This window comes from Paenibacillus sp. B2(2019) (genome assembly GCF_008370385.1).
Taxonomy (GTDB): domain Bacteria; phylum Bacillota; class Bacilli; order Paenibacillales; family Paenibacillaceae; genus Paenibacillus_AQ.
Genome location: NZ_VTZR01000012.1, coordinates 93,860 through 111,834, shown reverse-complemented (window position 1 = coordinate 111,834; position 17,975 = coordinate 93,860). Strand labels below are relative to the sequence as shown.

General features: G+C 44.2%; 18 protein-coding genes. 11 read left to right on the top strand and 7 right to left on the bottom strand.

Annotated features, from left to right (window positions below):
* Positions 1 to 6: 6 nt before the first annotated feature.
* Positions 7 to 1,914 carry a B12-binding domain-containing radical SAM protein gene (locus tag PAENI_RS10030; protein ID WP_149645243.1) on the top strand — a complete coding sequence of 636 codons (1,908 nt, stop codon included), beginning with the start codon at positions 7 to 9 and terminating at the stop codon, positions 1,912 to 1,914.
* A gap of 312 nt (positions 1,915 to 2,226) precedes the next feature.
* Here the strand turns inward: PAENI_RS10030 and PAENI_RS10025 are convergent, their stop codons facing one another.
* From PAENI_RS10025 to mnmL, 4 genes are read right to left on the bottom strand one after another with little or no spacing between them, the layout of a single operon-like run.
* Positions 2,227 to 3,177 carry an alpha/beta fold hydrolase gene (locus tag PAENI_RS10025; RefSeq protein ID WP_149645124.1) on the bottom strand — a complete coding sequence of 317 codons (951 nt, stop codon included), beginning with the start codon at positions 3,175 to 3,177 and terminating at the stop codon, positions 2,227 to 2,229.
* Between the two features lie 27 nt (positions 3,178 to 3,204).
* Positions 3,205 to 4,173, bottom strand: coding sequence for a type I phosphomannose isomerase catalytic subunit (locus PAENI_RS10020; RefSeq protein WP_042185697.1), 969 nt, complete (start codon positions 4,171 to 4,173; stop codon positions 3,205 to 3,207).
* 46 nt (positions 4,174 to 4,219) lie between these two features.
* Positions 4,220 to 4,822 (bottom strand): tRNA 5-(aminomethyl)-2-thiouridylate-methyltransferase MnmM, encoded by a 603-nt coding sequence (gene mnmM, locus PAENI_RS10015; RefSeq protein ID WP_149645123.1) that lies wholly within the window; start codon positions 4,820 to 4,822, stop codon positions 4,220 to 4,222.
* Positions 4,822 to 5,778: a tRNA modification radical SAM protein MnmL/YtqA gene (gene mnmL / locus PAENI_RS10010; protein ID WP_149645122.1), complete on the bottom strand. Its 957-nt coding sequence runs from the start codon at positions 5,776 to 5,778 to the stop codon at positions 4,822 to 4,824. The genes mnmM and mnmL overlap by 1 nt, the downstream gene beginning before the upstream one ends.
* Positions 5,779 to 6,104: 326 nt before the next feature.
* Between mnmL and PAENI_RS10005 the strand changes: the two genes are divergently transcribed.
* Positions 6,105 to 6,290: a hypothetical protein gene (locus tag PAENI_RS10005; protein WP_042125061.1), complete on the top strand. Its 186-nt coding sequence runs from the start codon at positions 6,105 to 6,107 to the stop codon at positions 6,288 to 6,290.
* 196 nt (positions 6,291 to 6,486) lie between these two features.
* Positions 6,487 to 7,203, top strand: a complete 717-nt coding sequence (trmB, locus tag PAENI_RS10000; protein ID WP_036679523.1) for a tRNA (guanosine(46)-N7)-methyltransferase TrmB — start codon at positions 6,487 to 6,489, stop codon at positions 7,201 to 7,203.
* Positions 7,204 to 7,287: 84 nt separating this feature from the next.
* Here the strand turns inward: trmB and PAENI_RS09995 are convergent, their stop codons facing one another.
* A complete protein-coding gene (locus PAENI_RS09995) occupies positions 7,288 to 8,403 on the bottom strand; it encodes an MGDG synthase family glycosyltransferase (protein WP_149645121.1) in 1,116 nt (371 codons plus the stop codon).
* 49 nt (positions 8,404 to 8,452) lie between these two features.
* Complete coding sequence (locus PAENI_RS09990) at positions 8,453 to 8,980, bottom strand: phosphatase PAP2 family protein (protein ID WP_042185706.1); 528 nt, start codon at positions 8,978 to 8,980, stop codon at positions 8,453 to 8,455.
* Between the two features lie 404 nt (positions 8,981 to 9,384).
* On the opposite strand from PAENI_RS09990, the gene PAENI_RS09985 reads away from it, so the two are divergent.
* The 4 genes from PAENI_RS09985 (at position 9,385) to rplT (ending at position 12,052) form a co-directional block, all read left to right on the top strand.
* Positions 9,385 to 10,623 carry a glycosyltransferase family 2 protein gene (locus PAENI_RS09985; RefSeq protein WP_042185708.1) on the top strand — a complete coding sequence of 413 codons (1,239 nt, stop codon included), beginning with the start codon at positions 9,385 to 9,387 and terminating at the stop codon, positions 10,621 to 10,623.
* Positions 10,624 to 10,902: 279 nt separating this feature from the next.
* A complete protein-coding gene (gene infC, locus PAENI_RS09980) occupies positions 10,903 to 11,400 on the top strand; it encodes a translation initiation factor IF-3 (protein WP_036679510.1) in 498 nt (165 codons plus the stop codon).
* A 60-nt stretch (positions 11,401 to 11,460) separates the two neighbouring features.
* Complete coding sequence (rpmI, locus tag PAENI_RS09975; RefSeq protein WP_036679507.1) at positions 11,461 to 11,661, top strand: 50S ribosomal protein L35; 201 nt, start codon at positions 11,461 to 11,463, stop codon at positions 11,659 to 11,661.
* Positions 11,662 to 11,692: 31 nt separating this feature from the next.
* Positions 11,693 to 12,052 (top strand): 50S ribosomal protein L20, encoded by a 360-nt coding sequence (gene rplT / locus PAENI_RS09970; RefSeq protein ID WP_042125073.1) that lies wholly within the window; start codon positions 11,693 to 11,695, stop codon positions 12,050 to 12,052.
* Between the two features lie 139 nt (positions 12,053 to 12,191).
* Here the strand turns inward: rplT and PAENI_RS09965 are convergent, their stop codons facing one another.
* Complete coding sequence (locus PAENI_RS09965) at positions 12,192 to 12,734, bottom strand: acyl-CoA thioesterase (protein WP_042185711.1); 543 nt, start codon at positions 12,732 to 12,734, stop codon at positions 12,192 to 12,194.
* A gap of 307 nt (positions 12,735 to 13,041) precedes the next feature.
* Here PAENI_RS09965 and PAENI_RS09960 point away from each other — a divergent pair, with 307 nt between their 5' ends.
* From PAENI_RS09960 to PAENI_RS09945, 4 genes are all read left to right on the top strand, one after another.
* Complete coding sequence (locus tag PAENI_RS09960; RefSeq protein WP_042185713.1) at positions 13,042 to 14,097, top strand: BMP family lipoprotein; 1,056 nt, start codon at positions 13,042 to 13,044, stop codon at positions 14,095 to 14,097.
* A 179-nt stretch (positions 14,098 to 14,276) separates the two neighbouring features.
* A complete protein-coding gene (locus tag PAENI_RS09955) occupies positions 14,277 to 15,815 on the top strand; it encodes an ABC transporter ATP-binding protein (RefSeq protein ID WP_042125080.1) in 1,539 nt (512 codons plus the stop codon).
* The gene (locus tag PAENI_RS09950; protein ID WP_042125082.1) at positions 15,808 to 16,881 is read left to right on the top strand and encodes an ABC transporter permease; all 1,074 of its coding nucleotides are present in this window, start codon (positions 15,808 to 15,810) and stop codon (positions 16,879 to 16,881) included. The genes PAENI_RS09955 and PAENI_RS09950 overlap by 8 nt, the downstream gene beginning before the upstream one ends.
* Complete coding sequence (locus tag PAENI_RS09945; RefSeq protein ID WP_042125085.1) at positions 16,882 to 17,838, top strand: ABC transporter permease; 957 nt, start codon at positions 16,882 to 16,884, stop codon at positions 17,836 to 17,838. It begins immediately after the preceding gene.
* The last annotated feature ends 137 nt before the right edge of the window (positions 17,839 to 17,975 follow it).

The window sequence follows — 17,975 nt, the reverse complement described above, 5'->3', positions numbered from 1 at the left end:
GTAGCATTGAAAATCGTTCTGACCACGCTAAACGCAAAATATATCCATACCTCACTGGCGATCCGTTTGCTTAAAGCTTACAGTGAGCATGAATTTAAAGATATTCATTTGGTGGAGTACACCATTAAAGATCCTGTGATGAATATCGTGTCCGACTTGTTTCAGAAACGGCCAGATGTGATTGGCTTCTCCTGTTATATCTGGAATATCGAAGAGACGCTCAAGCTGATCGGAATTCTTAAGCAAGTGATGCCTGAGGTTACGATTGTTCTCGGAGGACCGGAAGTCTCTTATGAGCCGCTGCATTGGATGAAGAGAGAAGCCGGCATTGATTTCATCGTCAACGGAGATGGAGAAGAGACCTTTCATCATCTGCTGCAGGAGCTGAGAGACGACCGGAAATTTCATTTTGTGTACGGAGCTGCTTATCGTAAGGGAGAGGAGATCATTGTAAATCCACCTCGTCCCAAAAGCGATCTAAATACGCTGCCTACACCGCATCGTTTTCCAGAGGATATTCCAGATCTGAGCAAACGTATTGTTTATTTTGAGACGAGCCGTGGGTGCCCGTTTAACTGTCAATTTTGTTTATCCAGTATTGAGGTAGGCGTACGTTACTATGATATTGAACGAGTGAAGTCTGATTTACTCTACTTAATAGAAAATGGCGCCAAAATCATTAAATTCTTGGACCGCACCTTCAATATCAACCGCAACTATGCAATGGAAATGTTTCAATTCCTGATCGATAATCATCAAGGCTGTGTGTTCCAGTTTGAAATCACAGCAGATATCATGCGGCCAGAAGTTCTGGATTTCCTGTCGAACAATGCGCCTCCGGGCATCTTTAGATTTGAGATTGGTGTACAATCTACAAATGATGAGACGAACGAGCTTGTTAAACGCCGTCAGAATTTCAAGAAGCTCTCTCGTACGGTAATGAAGATTAAGGAAAGTCGCAATATCGATCAGCATCTGGATTTGATCGCGGGGCTTCCGATGGAGGATTACTCCACCTTCCGCAAAACCTTTAATGATGTATTCGTTATGGAGCCAGAAGAGCTGCAACTTGGATTCCTCAAAATGCTTCGCGGGACGGGTCTGCGTGCACAGGCGGCAAAATATGAGTATACGTATATGGAACATGCCCCTTACGAAATTCTTAGCAGTCATATGATGACCTTCTCGGATATTATTCGTTTGAAGCGGCTTGAGGATGTGCTGGAGAAATACTGGAACAGCCACCGGATGGACCATACAGCCAAATACTTGATCCGTCACGTGTTTGATTCACCATTTGATTTCTTTCAGGAGTTCGGTGACTACTGGGAGGAGAGAGGCTGGCAAAAGATTGGGCATCAGCTAGAAGATCTCTTTACCCGTTTGCAGTCCTTCTTGATAGATCGTGGGACTCCGTCTATGGATATTATTACTGGGCTAATGAAGCTTGATTATTTCCTAGGACACAAGTATAAGCCTCGCAAAATCTGGTGGGATTTCGTACTGGATAAGTCGGATTGGTCGAGTTACTTGAGGGATATCGCTGCTAATCCGGATCAAATCTCTGCGCAGTTGGCAGAAGCCGGACTCAGTGAAAGAGAGCTGCAAAAATATACGGTGCTTGAAGTGCTACCGTTCTCGCTTGAAGCGGTGCTGGAATCCATCAGCGGTCTACGGGCGGATGGGGGTTCAGAGGAAGAGGAATCAGGCGATGCTAACGACGGGGCTGTACCTTCTCCTGAGTTATTAATACAGGGAGTTACAGAGAGTAGTTTAGTAGAGTCTGTCCAAACCACAAGCTCTGCTGTAGCCGTAGCTGAATCACCTTCCGTTCGAGAAGGTCGTACACTGCTAATCGTAATGTATCAGCAGAACGAGAGCCAACGCGCTCAGTATTATACGTTGCCTTTGTAATAAGGCGATTGTGTTGGGAGGAAAGATCGCTCCTTTGGGGGCGGTCTTTTTTTGTTACATGCGCAAGCGTCTTCTGAATTCGCAAGTGGTGGAGGGAAGTGATGATTGGCCATAAAAGTCTTCTAAGTCCGAAAATGAAGGGGGATAGGAATGGCTGGCCAAAAGCGTCAGATGAGTCCGGGAGCGGAGGGGAAGAAAGGAACTAGGAGTAATGTAAGCTGCTCACAACCCAAAACGAAGAGCAGCGATCCCCTAATAATGGGAGGATCGCTGCTCTTCTGTCTAATAAAACTGATAAACCACGTTTTTCTCTTAACTTGTAGTCGTAACCTCAGAAGGGAAATGCTGTTCTAACCAGTTAAGCACATCGGCTGTAACTTGATCCCGGTTCACCTCATTAAGCATTTCATGCCTGCCACCTGGATAGAGCCGATACTCTACGTCCGATATCCCTCGTTTCTTGTATAGCTCCGCAAGACGAGGAATGCCTTGGCCGCTCATCCCTACAGGATCCTTATCCCCACCAAATATATAAATGGGCTTACTTGTACATAATGTCCTAAGTGATTCCTCGGAATGGATCTCCCGTAGGAGGTGGAAGAAACCACGGAAAAAGCGTGTTGTACAAATGGCTCCGCAGAATGGATCAGATATGTACTTATCTACTTCCGCATCATCGCTGCTCAGCCAGTCATATGCAGTTCTTACGGGAGAAAAAGCACGGTTGTAACTGCCGAATACTAAGCTGTTCAGTAGTACACTTCGGTGATGTTCACCCTTTAACTTGAGCTGTGCACTAGCCAGAGATTCTCCAAGGCGCAGCATACCGCGAGGACCATTTGTACCGCTTAGGATAAATCCTGCATAGATTTCGTTACCCTCTTCACACATCAGCTTTTGAGCCAGAAAGGAGCCCATACTATGAGCGAATAGAAAGATGGGCTTACCTTCATGTTTGGAGAGTGCTTTGGCTGCTACCTGGAGCAGATTGCGCCGCATCCAATAGAATCCGTCCTCCCCAACATCGCCAAGCAGATCGACTTGACCAGCGGTTTTACCATGTCCCCGGTGGTCATTGACATATACTGCATAACCTACTCCGGTTAATGCTTCCGCAAAACGAGCATAGCGGGCAGCTGTTTCACACATACCGTGAGAAATTTGCACGATTCCTCTAACTGGCACATCGGATTCAGGTAACCATTCATAGACATGGATATTTACACCTATGGGATCCGTTAAGGTAAAACTATTTTCCTTCATGGTCCATTCCTCCTAAAGGTTCTCGACTTATGGTAAATAAGAGCGAAGCACAGTAGAATGACCTTCGATAGCGTAACGGCCGAGACTGGAAGGAATCAGATAGCATTCTCCTGCAGCATAAGGTTGGGAGCCGCCATCCCAAGTAAGATGTCCGCTGCCTTCACAGATGACTAGAATAGTGAAGCTGTCTTCTGTAGTGGTGAGGTCCCATGAACCATTTACGATTCCTTTTTCAACGATAAAATATGGCGAAGCGGCAAGTTGCAGCCACTCTCCAGGGACTGCGTTATCTGTCTTCATCGAAGTAGCCCCGGCGCCTTCATAAGCTGTAACATTAAGTGAATCTTCAATATGAAGCTCACGTGGTTTTCCGTCCAGGCCTGGACGGTCATAGTCATAAATGCGGTATGTAGTGTCGGAATTTTGCTGGATCTCTGCTACAACGACACCAGCACATAGCGCATGAACGGTTCCGGCTGGAATATAGAAGGAGTCTCCTGCAGAGACAGATACTTCTTGAAGGCTATCCATAACGGTGCCTTTCTCCAGTGCTTCGCGCAATGTTTCACGATCCACGCCTTCTTTAAGACCATAGATGATTTTGGCACCTGGCTTAGCGTCTAACACGTACCACATCTCTGTTTTGCCCAGTTCACCTTGTGGCAATCCCTCATAATCATCTGTAGGGTGGACTTGAACGGAAAGATTGTCGTTGCAATCCAGCAATTTGATTAGTAGAGGAAATCTTCCACCCGTTTCTGAAATCCCTTTGCTTCCGAACCATTCATGGCCGAACTGCTCACGAATTTGATCTAAGCCTTGACCGGCTAACTCTCCGTTTACCACCGATGACGTTCCATTCGCGTGATCGGCGATCATCCATCCTTCGCCAATATGTCCTTCTGGTAGATCTAGGCCGAATTTCTCCAGCGCGCGGCCTCCCCAGACACGTTCTTTAAACTCCGGTTGAAATTTCAAAGGATATGGTTGAGTCATTGCTACATCTTCCTTCCCAAATATAAAATAGTTTGATGCTTACAGTTTAAGAGGGGTTTCCTTTTTTCTTTTCGAGCGCAATCATATAAGGTGAATCCGTGCGCTGCAGCTGACGATAAACAATGCTTTGTGCTACCTTTTGGGAAACAGCTGCTGCCCAAGATTCAACAGCAGCGGCTTCTTTATCTCCGCCTGCATGGCCGGGATAAAGAACTGCCGTAATGATCCCACCTGGACGCAGTAACTGGAGAGAAGCTTCCAAGGCTGCAATGGAGCTGCCCGGCTGAGTAATGATGTTCTTGTCAGCATCTCCTGAAGGCAAGTAGCCTAGATTGAACATTACAGCTCCAACGGTGCCATGCCAGTTCGCTGGAACTGCTTCAGCCATTTCGGCGTGACTACGTTCCAGCAAGGTGACGGTGGCGAGCGAGGGAGCTTCCTCTTTTGCAAGCCGCAGGCGCTCTTTAGCCAGGTTCAGCGCTGCAGCTTGAATGTCAAAGCCGTAGACTTCACCGCGAGCTCCGGTTGTTTTGGCTAGAAAAAGCGTATCAGCACCAGTACCTACAGTGGCATCAATCGCACGATCACCTAAAGTTAACCGCTCAGAGATTAATTTATGAGCAAAGCTTAAAACGGACATAAAGCCCATTAGCTCTTCCTCCAATACTTACCCTGCCAAGTATCACGAGCAACTAGCTCATCGTCAATGGCATTTAGCACTTCCCATTTCTTGAGGCTCCACATCGGTCCGATTAAGAGATCCCGAGGAGCGTCTCCAGTCAAACGATGTACAATCATTTCAGGGGGCAAAATTTCGAGTGAATCAGCAATGAGCTTCACATACTCGTCCTGTTCCATGAATCGTAGCAACCCGGCTTCGTATTGCTTCACCATTGGTGTTTTACGCATGAGATGCAGAAGGTGAATCTTAATTCCTTGTACATCCATGCGAGCCACAGCAGATACCGTTTCGAGCATCATTTCATGCGACTCCTGTGGGAGACCGTGAATGATATGGGTGCAGACACGAATGCCGTGACGCCGCAACTTCTCAACAGCATCTACATAACACTGGCTGTCGTGAGCCCGGTTAATTAGCTCAGAAGTGGAGTCGTGTATAGTCTGGAGACCCATCTCTACCCACAGATACGTGCGCTCGTTTAGCTCCGCCAAATATTCGACAACATCATCCGGCAAACAGTCAGGCCGTGTAGCAATAGATAGTCCAACGACACCTGGCTGCTGTAAAATCACTTCGAAATATTCTCTAAGCTCTTCGACCGGAGCGTACGTATTCGTATAGGCCTGAAAATATCCGATGTATTTAGCATTTGGCCATTTTAGATGCTGCTTGTCACGGATATTATTAAATTGGGTGACGAGATCATCTCGGCGACTTCCCGCAAAATCACCAGAACCTCTGGCACTGCAAAAAGTACAACCACCTTTAGCGATGGAGCCGTCACGGTTGGGACAGGTAAAGCCTGCATCAAGCATAACTTTGAATACCTTGGTGTTCAAATGTTCACGCATTTCGTAATTCCAGGTATGAAAACGTTTATCTCCCCAAAGCTGCGGAGGAGTAGTGTATTGAAGATTAGACACGAGGAGCTCCTTTCTGAAAATATAAACATGGATAACTATCCTTATCCTTATATTTTTCTGAGACGGATGGCATCCTTTATAAAAGAAGAACACACAGCCGTTTCTTATAATCCAATACATTGTATCAAAAAACAGAGCTCGGCGTAACATTCACTCCCGGTACTGGCATGAAAAATAGGCCGAAAGTAAGGCGCTTTCAACTTGAAAATGCTTACATAGTATGTTATATTCAGAGTGTGAAAAGCTGCTGTGGCTTAAAGAAATTCAGCCAGGAGTTCATAATTTCGTGTCGTCCGATCCATAATAATAACCGTGAGGTGATAGCAATGAATTCTCAAACGGTATATGCTGAGGGTAAAGATTCGATTGAAGTCCACTTAACGCCAGATGAAGCCCTTGCACTAACAGGTGTGGAATTTAACGGCAACCCTAAGATCAAGACAGATGCACAGCGTAAAATTCGCAGCGCATTCGAAAAAAAGACATTTGCCACAAGCTCAAACACAAAGTAGATCCTAATCTACCGGACAAGAATGAGCCTTAATCCCAAATATACACAACGAAGGAATTCCCCTGGATAGCTCATTTAAGAGCTGAGCCAGAGAATTCCTTTTTCTTTTTTACCCCAATCCCTTTACTTTTCGGGACAATTTCGGCACAATATTGCAAGTGACAGTTATCGTATAAGAGATAATCGGAGGAATACCTATGCGTTTACGCGGAAGAAAAGGAATACGTGAAAGTTTGGAAGAACAGACCGATCTAGTCATTCTTGACCCTCGGAGTTATAAAGGTGAGTGGTCTAAGCTGTTCGGAAATGATCATCCGATCCATGTGGAGTTCGGAATGGGCAAGGGACAGTTTATCAGCCAAATGAGCTTCAAATATCCCGATATTAATTTTATCGGCGTTGATATGTATGATGAGCTGATCCGCCGTGCTGGAGATAAGGCTAGAGCAGTATGGGAGCCGGCAGGTCATGAGACGCCGCCCAACCTGAAATTGGCACTCGCCAATATTGATTATGCAGAGGAAGTATTTGCTCCAGGAGAGCTGGAACGAATTTATCTTAACTTCAGTGATCCGTGGCCAAAGAGTAAGCATGCTCGTCGTCGTTTGACACACCCGCGTTTTCTTGACAAATATCGGGGGCTGCTAAGCGACTTAGGTGAAATTCATTTGAAAACAGATTCTCGAAGCCTATTTGAATTCTCATTAAATGCATTTGCGGACTTTGGTCTACAGATGAAAAATATCTCGTTAGACCTACATGCAGACGGCATCATAAATGAGGATCATATTATGACGGAATACGAGACGAAATTTGTCGGACGTGGCGTGAATATCCATCGTTGTGAGGCCATTGTAGGTGCGGAAGCGCTCAAGCAGTATCAAGCTACCCGTTTGGACAAATATCGGTTGTAGTTACAAAGCACTACTCCAAAAGATGTGCTTCAATAAAAAAGCAGCAGCCTCCAAGTGGTTTGGAGGCTGCTGCTTTTTTATTAACTATTCCAATAATTCGATAATGCTCTGAGCACATTGCAATGGGTGGTAACGGGCGATTTCCTCAAGATGAAGTTTTCGCTTATTCTGCACATCCTCGTAGTTGTTTAATAGACGTTCCATCCACATTACGACTACGTCTAAAGACTCTATCGGCTCTCCGAAACCTGATGCGGTAAAATAGCGGCAATTCTCCTCCTCCTGCCCGGGCAGAGGGTTATAGAAAAGCATCGGTATTCCTTTAGCAAGCCCTTCACTGCAGGTCATTCCACCCGGCTTCGTGACGAGCAGATCGGACACCTCCATCAGCTTGTCAATCTCACGCGTAAAGCCGATCAAGGATATATTAGGATGATTATAAAGTGAGTCTTCTTTCATTTCCTGAAGCAGCTCTTCATTCTTGCCGAGACAGAAAACAATCTGAATCTTCTCTCGCCATTCCGCCAGACAGGCATTTACAACCTGATCGTTCATGATCCCCCAGCCGCCGCCCATGACTAGTACCGTTGGCATATCCTTGAGATTGAATTGCTGTCGAATCTCCTGCTTTCCAGGATGCTGCCAAAAGTTAGGGTGTACGGGTATCCCTGTAACCTGAATTTTTGCAGAAGGAATGTTTCGCATACGCAATTTGGATTTAACCTCTGGTGTTGATACCAGATAACGGTCTACCTCTGGACTGATCCAACTGGCATGTGCGTCATAATCCGTTATAACAGTTACGAGTGGCATCTTTAGGGTAGGATCCACTCTCTTAAGACGAGATACTACAGCACCCGGAATGAAGTGTGTGCAGACAATAACGTCAGGTTTCAACTGCATAACAACATTTTTGGTATGCGTATAAAATATACGATGCAGGGCAAGCGTGGTAAGACGATTAAATGATTTCTGGTGACGGTAGACATACCCCATCAGCTTTGGCTGAGTCGTTACCGTCTTACGGTAAGCAGACAGAATAATGGGTGCCATTTTGGGATTAAGGAAATTCCCAAGTTCTAGCACCTTCGTTTGTAAATTAGGTGACAGTTGGCGCAGACTACTCGACAGCGCATAAGCTGCTTGAGTATGTCCTGCTCCAAAGCCTTCTGAGAGTATTAAAATTCTTTTTTTTTGCAATTTTGATTCACCTATTCTCAAAGGTTTTCCCGGTTTAACCATATATACTTCAGATCCATAAGGCTATAGTGCCCGCTGCAACACTGGTTCCGATCACTAAGCCTGCAAAGACATCAGATGGATAATGTAATCCCAGATAAATGCGTGAAAACCCGACAATACAGGCCAGCGGCAGCAGAATAACGGTCAAGGCAGGAAATGCTACCATATATGGGACCGTTGAAGCAAAGATAGCTGTAGTATGACCAGAAGGAAAAGAATGATCCTTTAATGGATTACGAAATGTGTTCGTATCCGGTAACGCCAGATAAGGCCGCATGCGTGGATACAGTTTTTTAGCGACAGCAACGGGCAAATGGCTAACAGCTAGAGCCGTCATTGCTTGCAGGCTAGCGGTTCTCCATGGCTGAGGAGCAAATGCCCATATCAGTATGTTGATAACAATTGTGCTTGTAGCTCCACCCAAATGAGTGAGATAAAAGAGCCAAAAGTTCAGAAAACGATTATGCATTCGTCCGTTGATCCACTTAAAAAGGTGCCGCTCCCAGAGATGTAGCTTCATGAATAAATGTCTCATATCTTGTCCCTCCGCCAGTCGGCTACCGATAACAGGTGCTTATGAGCAGTCCGTTCTTTAGCATTAGATCTGTCTTAATCATACTTTTTAAAGGTAGTCCATTTCAAGGAAAAGCTCAGTTTTGCTAGAAATTTGCTAGTTTTGACTTAGAGCCGCTAACGCCGTACAATGATTCAAGCGGACTAAACATGTTTAAAAGGGTAAGAGATAAATAAGGATCCGAATTAATGGAATCCATACAATTCTTTTAAACAACACATATAAAAATTGTGAAGTCTGCCTAGAATAAGAATACTCTTGGTCTATTGTTAAGGGATGCAACAAAAGGGTCAGAAGGAACGTCAAGCAAGCTAGAGAGAAAAAAAAGAACACCGAGAGTGAAAAAAAGGGGGCATCAAAAGGTCATGACAGACGCACTGTTTGTTACGCTCCAAGTGATCTTGGCAGCAATCGCAGTATATCAGTTTACCTTTTCGTTATTTGGTCTGCACAAGAAAAAGACAAAGACAAAGTATAAGCCAGAAAAAACATTTGCAGTACTTGTTGCTGCACATAACGAGGAAGAAGTCGTCGGCGCGTTAATGGAGAACCTGAAGCAGCTTAACTATCCTTCAGAACTGTTTGACGTATTTGTAATTTGTGACAATTGTACAGATGGCACAGCTCGCATCGTTAGAGAGCACGGAATGAACGCTTGTGTCCGTACTAACCCGAATCTACGTGGTAAAGGTTATGCCATTGAATGGATGCTCAAGGAGCTTTGGGGCATGCAGCGTCAATATGACGCAGTTGTAATGTTTGATGCCGATAATCTGGCACATACTGAATTCCTAATGGAGATGAATAATGATCTTTGTTCAGGAGCACGTGTTATTCAAGGTTATATTGACACCAAGAATCCAGAAGATTCCTGGATTACTGCAGCGTATGGTGTGTCGTATTGGTATATTAACCGTTTGTGGCAACTTTCACGCCATAATTTGAATATGGCGAACTTCCTTGGCGGAACAGGAATGTGTTTCGAGACCAATCTCCTTAAAGAGATGGGCTGGGGAGCTACAAGCTTGGTTGAGGATCTGGAGTTTACGATGCGCAGTGCATCTCATGGTGTATATCCTAAGTTCAACTATGACGCAAAGGTATTTGATGAGAAGCCTCTAACTTTCAAGGCCTCTTCAAGACAGCGTCTGCGCTGGATGCAAGGACACTTTACTGTAGCTCGTCGTTATTTTTTTCCATTACTTTGGCAAAGTATTAAAGAACGTAGCCTAACGAAGTTTGACCTTGCGCTTTACGGAGCAAATGTGTACATTGTTTTGCTCACCTTCTTGATGACGGCGGTAATGTGGGTGGATATGGCCCTCTTTAACGGACCGAATATTGCTAATATTTACGGCAGCTTGCCAGTCTGGCTCGGTTTCCTTGCGATCGGTTTGAATCTGGTGACCTTTGGGATTGCGATGGCTTTGGAGAAGGTTAAATTCAAGAAGGTGTACGCTTATCTGGTATTCTTCCCAATTTACCTGATCTCTTGGTATCCAATTACGTTCTATGCGTTCTTTACGCAGAACAACAAGCAATGGAGCCATACCAAGCATACGCGTGTCGTAAGACTTGAAGAAGTGCAAAGCAAGCAGGTATAAGATATTTAAGAATATTGAATAAAAGAATTGACACTCCGTTTGGAGTGGTGTATAGTATTCAAGTACGCAAATCATAGGGATTGCAAGAAGAAGCACCTGCTTCTCACCTGACTGGCATATTCGCCGGCTGGTTTTGATCTCAATGCTTTATGAATGTTAATGTTCATGAACGTTGATCAAACACGGGGTGTCGGGTGTTACCGGCACCCCTTTTTTATGGAGTAAGGCAGTATAGTTGTTAAAAAGATCCGGAGGTGGAGAGTTATCAGTAAGGAACATATGATCAATGATGAAATTCGGGCCAAAGAGGTACGGTTGGTTGGTGCGGAAGGTGAACAAATCGGAATTAAACCGATCCGCGAAGCGTTGCAAATGGCGATCGATCTTAATCTAGATTTAGTCAATGTAGCACCACAGGCTAAGCCGCCGGTATGCCGCATCATGGATTACGGCAAGTTCCGTTATGAAACGCAGAAGAAAGAGAAGGAAGCCCGTAAGAACCAGAAGGTCGTTGATATCAAGGAAGTCTGGTTCCGTGCTAACATTGAGGAACATGATTATCAAACCAAGTTCCGCAATGTGATCAAGTTCTTGGGTGAAGGCGATAAAGTAAAGTGCTCCGTTCGTTTCCGCGGACGTGAGATTACACATGCGAATATCGGCCAGAAAATCCTCGAGCGTGTTAAGAACGAAGTGGCTGATATATCTGTTGTTGAGCGCCAGCCTAAGCTGGAAGGTCGCAGCATGATTATGATCTTGGCTCCTAAAGCCCAATAAATCTGGAGTCACTTGCTTACATGCAATTTGGCGCCGCATAATATTCAAGGAGGAAACACCATGCCTAAGATGAAAACACATAGCAGCCTGAAAGGCCGCTTCAAAATTACCGGAACTGGTAAAGTAACACGTTACAAAGCTCACAAAAACCACTTGCTGTCCCACAAATCTAAACGCGCTAAGCGCGTTCTGAACGGTAATCCAGTAATGGCCCCTGGGGATGTAAGACGTTTGAAACAAGGATTGGCTAACTTGAAATAGTTTATCACACATTTTTGGGAGGTTTATTAATATGGCAAGAGTTAAGGGCGGATTTGTAGTTCGTCGTAGACATAAAAAAGTATTGAAATTGGCAAAAGGTTATTTCGGTTCTAAACACCGCATTTTTAAAACAGCTAAAGAACAAGTAATGAAATCGATGGTTTACGCTTACCGCGACCGTCGTCAAACTAAACGTAACTTCCGCAGACTGTGGATCGTTCGTATTAATGCAGCAGCTCGTTTGAACGGTCTTTCTTACAGCAAGCTTGTATACGGCCTGAAATTGGCTGGTGTAGAAGTTAACCGTAAGATGCTGGCTGATCTGGCTGTAAATGATCTTAACGCATTCAACTCCTTGGCTGGTATTGCCAAAGAGAAAATCAACGCGTAAGTGTTGTAATATAATCGAAAAGCACCGCCTGCGTGTTGCCCATGCAGCGGTGCTTTTTTGTGTGGTATGAAGTATATAAAATAAGGAAATGATTTCTCTGCCGTAAAAAAACGAGAAAAAAACTCTGCTTAATGCAGAGTTATTCCCAGTACTTCACAGTATTGAGCTCGGCAGCGAGCTTTTTACTGATGGTTCTTCTTACTTTACGTAGCTCAGAACGTTCATTAGCTGATTCGCTGATCAATTTCTCTTCATCGGTCTCTGGGATTATGGCAGGAACTGGAGTGGGAGTACCATCCTCCCCAACTGCAACAAAGGTAAGGAATGAAGTGGCGGCGACGGCGCGCTCACCCGTATATAAGTTTTCTGAAATGATCTTTACGAATACCTCTATGCTTGTACGTCCGGTCCAAGAAACGAAGGATTCGAAACATACGGAGTCTGTAGGTCGGATGGGCCTCAAGAAGTCAACAGAGTCTGTAGAGGCTGTAACGACATTAGCACGGCAATGGCGCATAGCTGAGATGGAGGCTACTTCATCAATGCCGCTCATAAGCTTACCGCCAAACAATGTTTTGTGATTATTAACATCATTAGGGAAAACGCGTCCGGTTTTGAAGACACGGGATTCACGGCAATATTTAAAAGCCGGCATCGTTTGTGGATTTTTTTCATCGGTCATATCTGATAACTTCCTTTCAGTGCAAATACTAAGCAATCATAATAATAGAAAACACATAAGTGTGCAATAATATTTGTAATGTGTTGGAATACTATACAAAGTAAAATAAGGTTTTCTAACATCATTCAAACATGATGATAACATGTCGTGTCATGGAAAGCGGTTACTTACGAAAAAGTACAAATATTTATTGACCTGAGGTCATTTATGGACTGGATTTTAGATTTTATTGCAGTTATAATTTGATCTATGGAATGTCCAAGTAGAACACAGATGACATCCAATATTTTAAGGGGGATCACATTCAATGAAAAAAGTTTTCAAGCTATCTCTTGTAATGTTGCTGGCATTCACAGTAGTATTGGCTGGTTGCGGAAACAACAACGCTAAAAATGCTGCAAATGGCGAGACTAATGCAGGAACAAATGGCGGAACAAATGCCGCAAAATCTGATTTCAAATTTGGTATGGTTACTGACATCGGAGGCGTAAACGATAAATCGTTTAACCAATCCGCATGGGAAGCATTACAAGCTCTTGAAAAAGAAACAGGTTCTTCCGTTAAATATTTGCAAAGTAAATCAAACGCTGACTATGAGCCAAACCTTAACCAATTCGTTAAAGATGGCTACAACTTGACTTGGGGTATTGGTTTTGATCTTGGCGACGCAATTAAAAAGGTTGCTGGTGAGAACGCAAATGCTAACTTGGCAATTATTGATAGCGTTGTAGATGCTCCTAACGTAGCATCCGTTACTTTCTCTGAGAACGAAGGTTCCTTCTTGGTTGGTGTGGTTGCTGGTTTGACTACAAAAACTAACAAGGTAGCTTTTATCGGCGGTATGGAAAGCCCAGTAATCAAACGTTTTGAAGTAGGCTTTAAAGCTGGTGTATTAGCAGTTAAGCCTGACGCTAAAGTTACAATTACTTATGCAGGTGCATATGACAAGCCAGATACTGGTAAATCTCTTGCCGCTACATTATATAACGATGGTAATGACATCATCTTCCCTGCTGCTGGTGCAACAGGAAATGGCGTATTTAACGAAGCTAAATCCCGTAACAAAGCTGGCGGTGCAAAAGTTTGGGTTATCGGTGTAGACAAAGACCAATCCATTGAATTTGGTACGGACGTAACTTTGACTTCCATGATCAAACGCGTTGACGAAGCTGTGAAGAAGGTTTCCAAAGAAGTAATCGATGGTACTTTCAAAGGTGGTACTACAACTGTTCTTGGTTTGAAAGACAATGGTGTAGGTATCTCTGATACATCTAAAGTTAACGTTTCTGAAGAGATCTTGGCTAAAGTTGAAGATTACAAAAAACAAATTATTGATGGAACAATTACAGTTCCTACCGAGTAAGATCTCCCTTTTATTTGTCGGATTACAATAAGCAACAAAGAATAAGGCCGGTTATGTGCTGGCCTTATTCCTTGTTAAAGCACTGGTTATGATAAGTTGGACACAGTTATACCGTCTTGAAAAGGGCGGTACATCCGTGTCTGCATGGTAGTTATATATTCTGTGATGAGGGTGATTCCATGAGTGCTGCGGCTCCTGTCGTAGAGTTGAAGCAAATCACAAAACGATTTCCTGGTATTGTTGCTAACGATTCCATTAGCTTGACCTTAAAAAAGGGTGAGATTCTTGCATTGCTCGGTGAGAATGGTGCAGGTAAATCAACCCTAATGAATATCGTGTTTGGATTGTATCAACCGGACGAAGGTAGTATTGAAATCGACGGGAAACCGGTTATAATTGATAATCCCAATAAAGCGATTGAGCTTGGTATTGGTATGGTGCATCAGCATTTCAAGCTCGTGGAACCTTTTACGGTTACCGAGAATATTGTTCTTGGGATGGAGCCGAAGAAAGGTCTTAAAATTGACTATAAATCCGCTGCGGAACAGGTTCGGAAGCTATCGGAGCAATATGGCCTGCAAGTGAATCCAAATGCCGTTATTCATGACATTTCTGTAGGTATGCAGCAAAGGGTAGAAATTATGAAGACCCTGTACCGCGGAGCGGATATTCTCATATTTGATGAGCCGACTGCAGTACTTACGCCTCAAGAAATTACGGAATTGATGGCGATTATGAAGCGGCTTGTTGCAGAGGGAAAATCTATTATCCTGATTACGCATAAGCTTAAAGAAATTATGCAAATATCTGATCGGGTCACCATTATTAGACGCGGGAAAGTAATCGATACCGTAAATACCGCAGAGACTAATCCGAATGAACTAGCTGAGAAGATGGTTGGACGTGGCGTAACCTTCAAGGTAGATAAGAAGGCTCCTGAGGTTGGCAAAACTGTACTCGAGCTGAAGGATGTGAACAGCAAGAGTAAAGATGGTGTCTCAGTGCTGGACGGCCTTAGCTTTGATGTGAAAGCCGGAGAAATTCTCGGAATAGCTGGTGTAGATGGCAATGGACAGAGTGAACTGATTCAGGCCATTACAGGTCTGCGTAAAATTGATTCTGGTTCTATTCAGGTGTCCGGGAACGAGATAGCTAATTTATCCCCGCGTAAGATTACGGAGATGAATGTGTCTCATATTCCAGAGGACCGTCATAAGCATGGTTTGGTGCTTGATTTCTCAGTAAGTGAGAACATGGTTCTGGAAACTTACTATAAGAGTCCATATAACAAAAATGGCTTTATGCAAAATGATGTCATTGATAAATATGCTGAAGGTCTTGTGGAGCAATTTGATGTGCGTACACCTTCAATTCAGACCAAAGCACGTTCTCTATCCGGCGGAAATCAACAGAAAGCGATTATTGCTCGGGAAATAGATAAAGATCCGACATTACTTATTGCAGCACAACCAACACGCGGTCTAGATGTTGGGGCTATCGAGTTTGTTCAAAAGCAGCTTATCGCACAGCGTGACCAAGGAAAAGCTGTATTGCTCATTTCGTTTGAATTGGACGAGATTATGAATGTATCAGACAGAATTGCTGTTATCTATGAAGGCAAAATTGTCGGTGAAGTGTTCCCGCAGGATACGAATGACCAGGAACTGGGTCTTATGATGGCAGGCAGCTTGAAGCGGGGAGGTAAGGCAGTTGAATAAGTTCAAAAAAATCTTCACAACTGACAGCTATATCGTTCCTCTTGTCGCCATCGTACTTGGTTTTCTTGTGGGAGCAATAGTTATGCTTATGGGTGGTTATGATCCGATAACTGCTTACTCCGCACTGTTCTCACGTGTATTTGGTAACTTGTACAACTTTGGTGAAGCCGTGCGCGAAATGACGCCATTAATGCTCACTGGTTTAGCCGTAGCCTTTGCATTCCGTTCAGGGATGTTTAATATCGGGGCAGACGGACAAGTGATGATTGGTATGACAGCTGCAACCGTGGTGGGCATTAAATTTGCAGCCTTGCCAGGATTCATATTGGTTCCGCTTGCTGTTATTATAGCGGGGTTATGTGGAGGTCTGTGGGCTGGTATCGCCGGCTACTTGAAGGCCAAACGTGGGATTAATGAAGTTATTACCACGATCATGTTAAACTGGGTTGCTCTGTACTTGTCGAATTATATTGTAAGAGCATTTCTTTTACTCCCGGGACAGAATCGTTCCGAGGATATTCCAGCTTCACTTTCTATGACGTTCTTGAATTCGTTATTTGACAATGCACGTCTGCACTGGGGAACAGCTATTGCCCTTGCCGCAGCAGTATTCTTCTATGTCTACTTATGGAAGACTAAGCAAGGATATGAAATGCGTGCTGTTGGTTACAATCCTCATGCTGCCGAGTACGCAGGTATGAATGTTGGCCGTAACGTTGTAAAAGCAATGTTCATAAGTGGAGTGTTTGCAGGGTTGGCCGGAGCAGGGGAGGTACTGGGTGTATTCCATTATCAATCTGTGTTCGCGGCATCACCAGGATATGGTTTTGATGGTATCGCAGTGGCTCTACTTGGTTTAACACATCCACTTGGTGTTGTTCTTGCTGCGATTCTCTATGGTACGTTGACTTATGGTTCTGCAGGAATGAGTTTTGCTGCAGATGTTCCTCCAGAGCTTATTCGAATCGTTATAGGTTCAATCATATTCTTTATTGCGGCACAAGGGATTGTGCGCTGGGTGCTTAAGCCCTTTTACTTCAAGCGCAAGAAAGAGAAGGTGTTATAGATGGATCTGCAGACGTTAGGTCAACTGCTTAATACAACGCTTGTTTTTTCCACAGCGCTTATTTTTGCCTCACTTGGCGGCATCTTCTCTGAACGCTCCGGTGTCGTAAATATTGGACTTGAAGGTTTGATGATGTTTGGTGCTTTTGCCGCAGCAGTGGGCGGTTATTATGCTCAAGATGCTGGGATGGGTGAATGGGCTCCTTGGATTGGCGTACTATGTGCTATGGCCGTCGGAGTAATTGGTTCACTAATTCATGCAGTTGCAGCTATTACCTTTAAATCGGATCAGACGATCAGTGGTACGGTTATTAACTTTTTAGCCGCAGGCAGTACGCTCTACATGGTAAAGCTGCTGTTTGATGGATCTGCTGAAACTCCACTAATCGATGGGTTTAACAAGGTTTCAATTCCTGGACTCTCCAAAATCCCAGTGATCGGTGAAGGGATATTTAATTCCTATCCGACCACTTATCTGGCCATTGTGCTGGTTATTGTTATTTATTTCGTTTTGTTTAAAACGCCATTTGGACTGCGTTTACGCGCAGTAGGTGAACATCCTAGTGCTGCAGACACCTTAGGGGTCAAGGTGAAGCGGATGAGATATATCGGCGTAATGCTGAGTGGATTGCTGGCTGGTATCGGTGGTGCTACAATCACTCTAACTACAACCGGAACCTTTGGACATAATACGATTTCAGGTCAAGGTTTTATCGCTATTGCAGCGATGATCTTTGGTAAGTGGAATCCGCTTGGTGCCTTTGGCGCTGCTGTATTCTTCGGATTCTCTCAAGCGATCCGTAACTACGTACAATTGTTTGAATGGTCAAAGGACATTCCACAAGAGTTTATCTTTATGATTCCTTACGTATTAACGATCATTGTATTGGTGGGTGCTGTAGGTCGTTCCGCTGCTCCTAAGGCATTAGGTCAGCCTTACGATCCTGGTAAACGCTAGATCTTTTCGATTTTTTGCTTATATCATTATCAAGCCGTATTTCCGGACTTTTCCGGAGATACGGCTTTTTTTGTTAGGATCGATATGGATAAACATTAAGAGGTAAGGGCAAGTGTACAGGCGAAGGTACTTTTGTG

What these genes read in the sequence shown, in the direction of transcription:
- rplT (WP_042125073.1), top strand. Translation starts at nt 11,693, where the DNA reads ATGGCAAGAGTTAAGGGCGGATTTGTAGTTCGTCGTAGACATAAAAAA.
- PAENI_RS09990 (WP_042185706.1), bottom strand. Translation starts at nt 8,980, where the DNA reads ATGAGACATTTATTCATGAAGCTACATCTCTGGGAGCGGCACCTTTTT.
- rpmI (WP_036679507.1), top strand. Translation starts at nt 11,461, where the DNA reads ATGCCTAAGATGAAAACACATAGCAGCCTGAAAGGCCGCTTCAAAATT.
- trmB (WP_036679523.1), top strand. Translation starts at nt 6,487, where the DNA reads ATGCGTTTACGCGGAAGAAAAGGAATACGTGAAAGTTTGGAAGAACAG.
- PAENI_RS09955 (WP_042125080.1), top strand. Translation starts at nt 14,277, where the DNA reads ATGAGTGCTGCGGCTCCTGTCGTAGAGTTGAAGCAAATCACAAAACGA.
- infC (WP_036679510.1), top strand. Translation starts at nt 10,903, where the DNA reads ATGATCAATGATGAAATTCGGGCCAAAGAGGTACGGTTGGTTGGTGCG.
- PAENI_RS09985 (WP_042185708.1), top strand. Translation starts at nt 9,385, where the DNA reads ATGACAGACGCACTGTTTGTTACGCTCCAAGTGATCTTGGCAGCAATC.
- mnmM (WP_149645123.1), bottom strand. Translation starts at nt 4,822, where the DNA reads ATGGGCTTTATGTCCGTTTTAAGCTTTGCTCATAAATTAATCTCTGAG.
- PAENI_RS10005 (WP_042125061.1), top strand. Translation starts at nt 6,105, where the DNA reads ATGAATTCTCAAACGGTATATGCTGAGGGTAAAGATTCGATTGAAGTC.
- PAENI_RS10020 (WP_042185697.1), bottom strand. Translation starts at nt 4,173, where the DNA reads ATGACTCAACCATATCCTTTGAAATTTCAACCGGAGTTTAAAGAACGT.
- PAENI_RS09965 (WP_042185711.1), bottom strand. Translation starts at nt 12,734, where the DNA reads ATGACCGATGAAAAAAATCCACAAACGATGCCGGCTTTTAAATATTGC.
- PAENI_RS09945 (WP_042125085.1), top strand. Translation starts at nt 16,882, where the DNA reads ATGGATCTGCAGACGTTAGGTCAACTGCTTAATACAACGCTTGTTTTT.
- PAENI_RS09960 (WP_042185713.1), top strand. Translation starts at nt 13,042, where the DNA reads ATGAAAAAAGTTTTCAAGCTATCTCTTGTAATGTTGCTGGCATTCACA.
- PAENI_RS10025 (WP_149645124.1), bottom strand. Translation starts at nt 3,177, where the DNA reads ATGAAGGAAAATAGTTTTACCTTAACGGATCCCATAGGTGTAAATATC.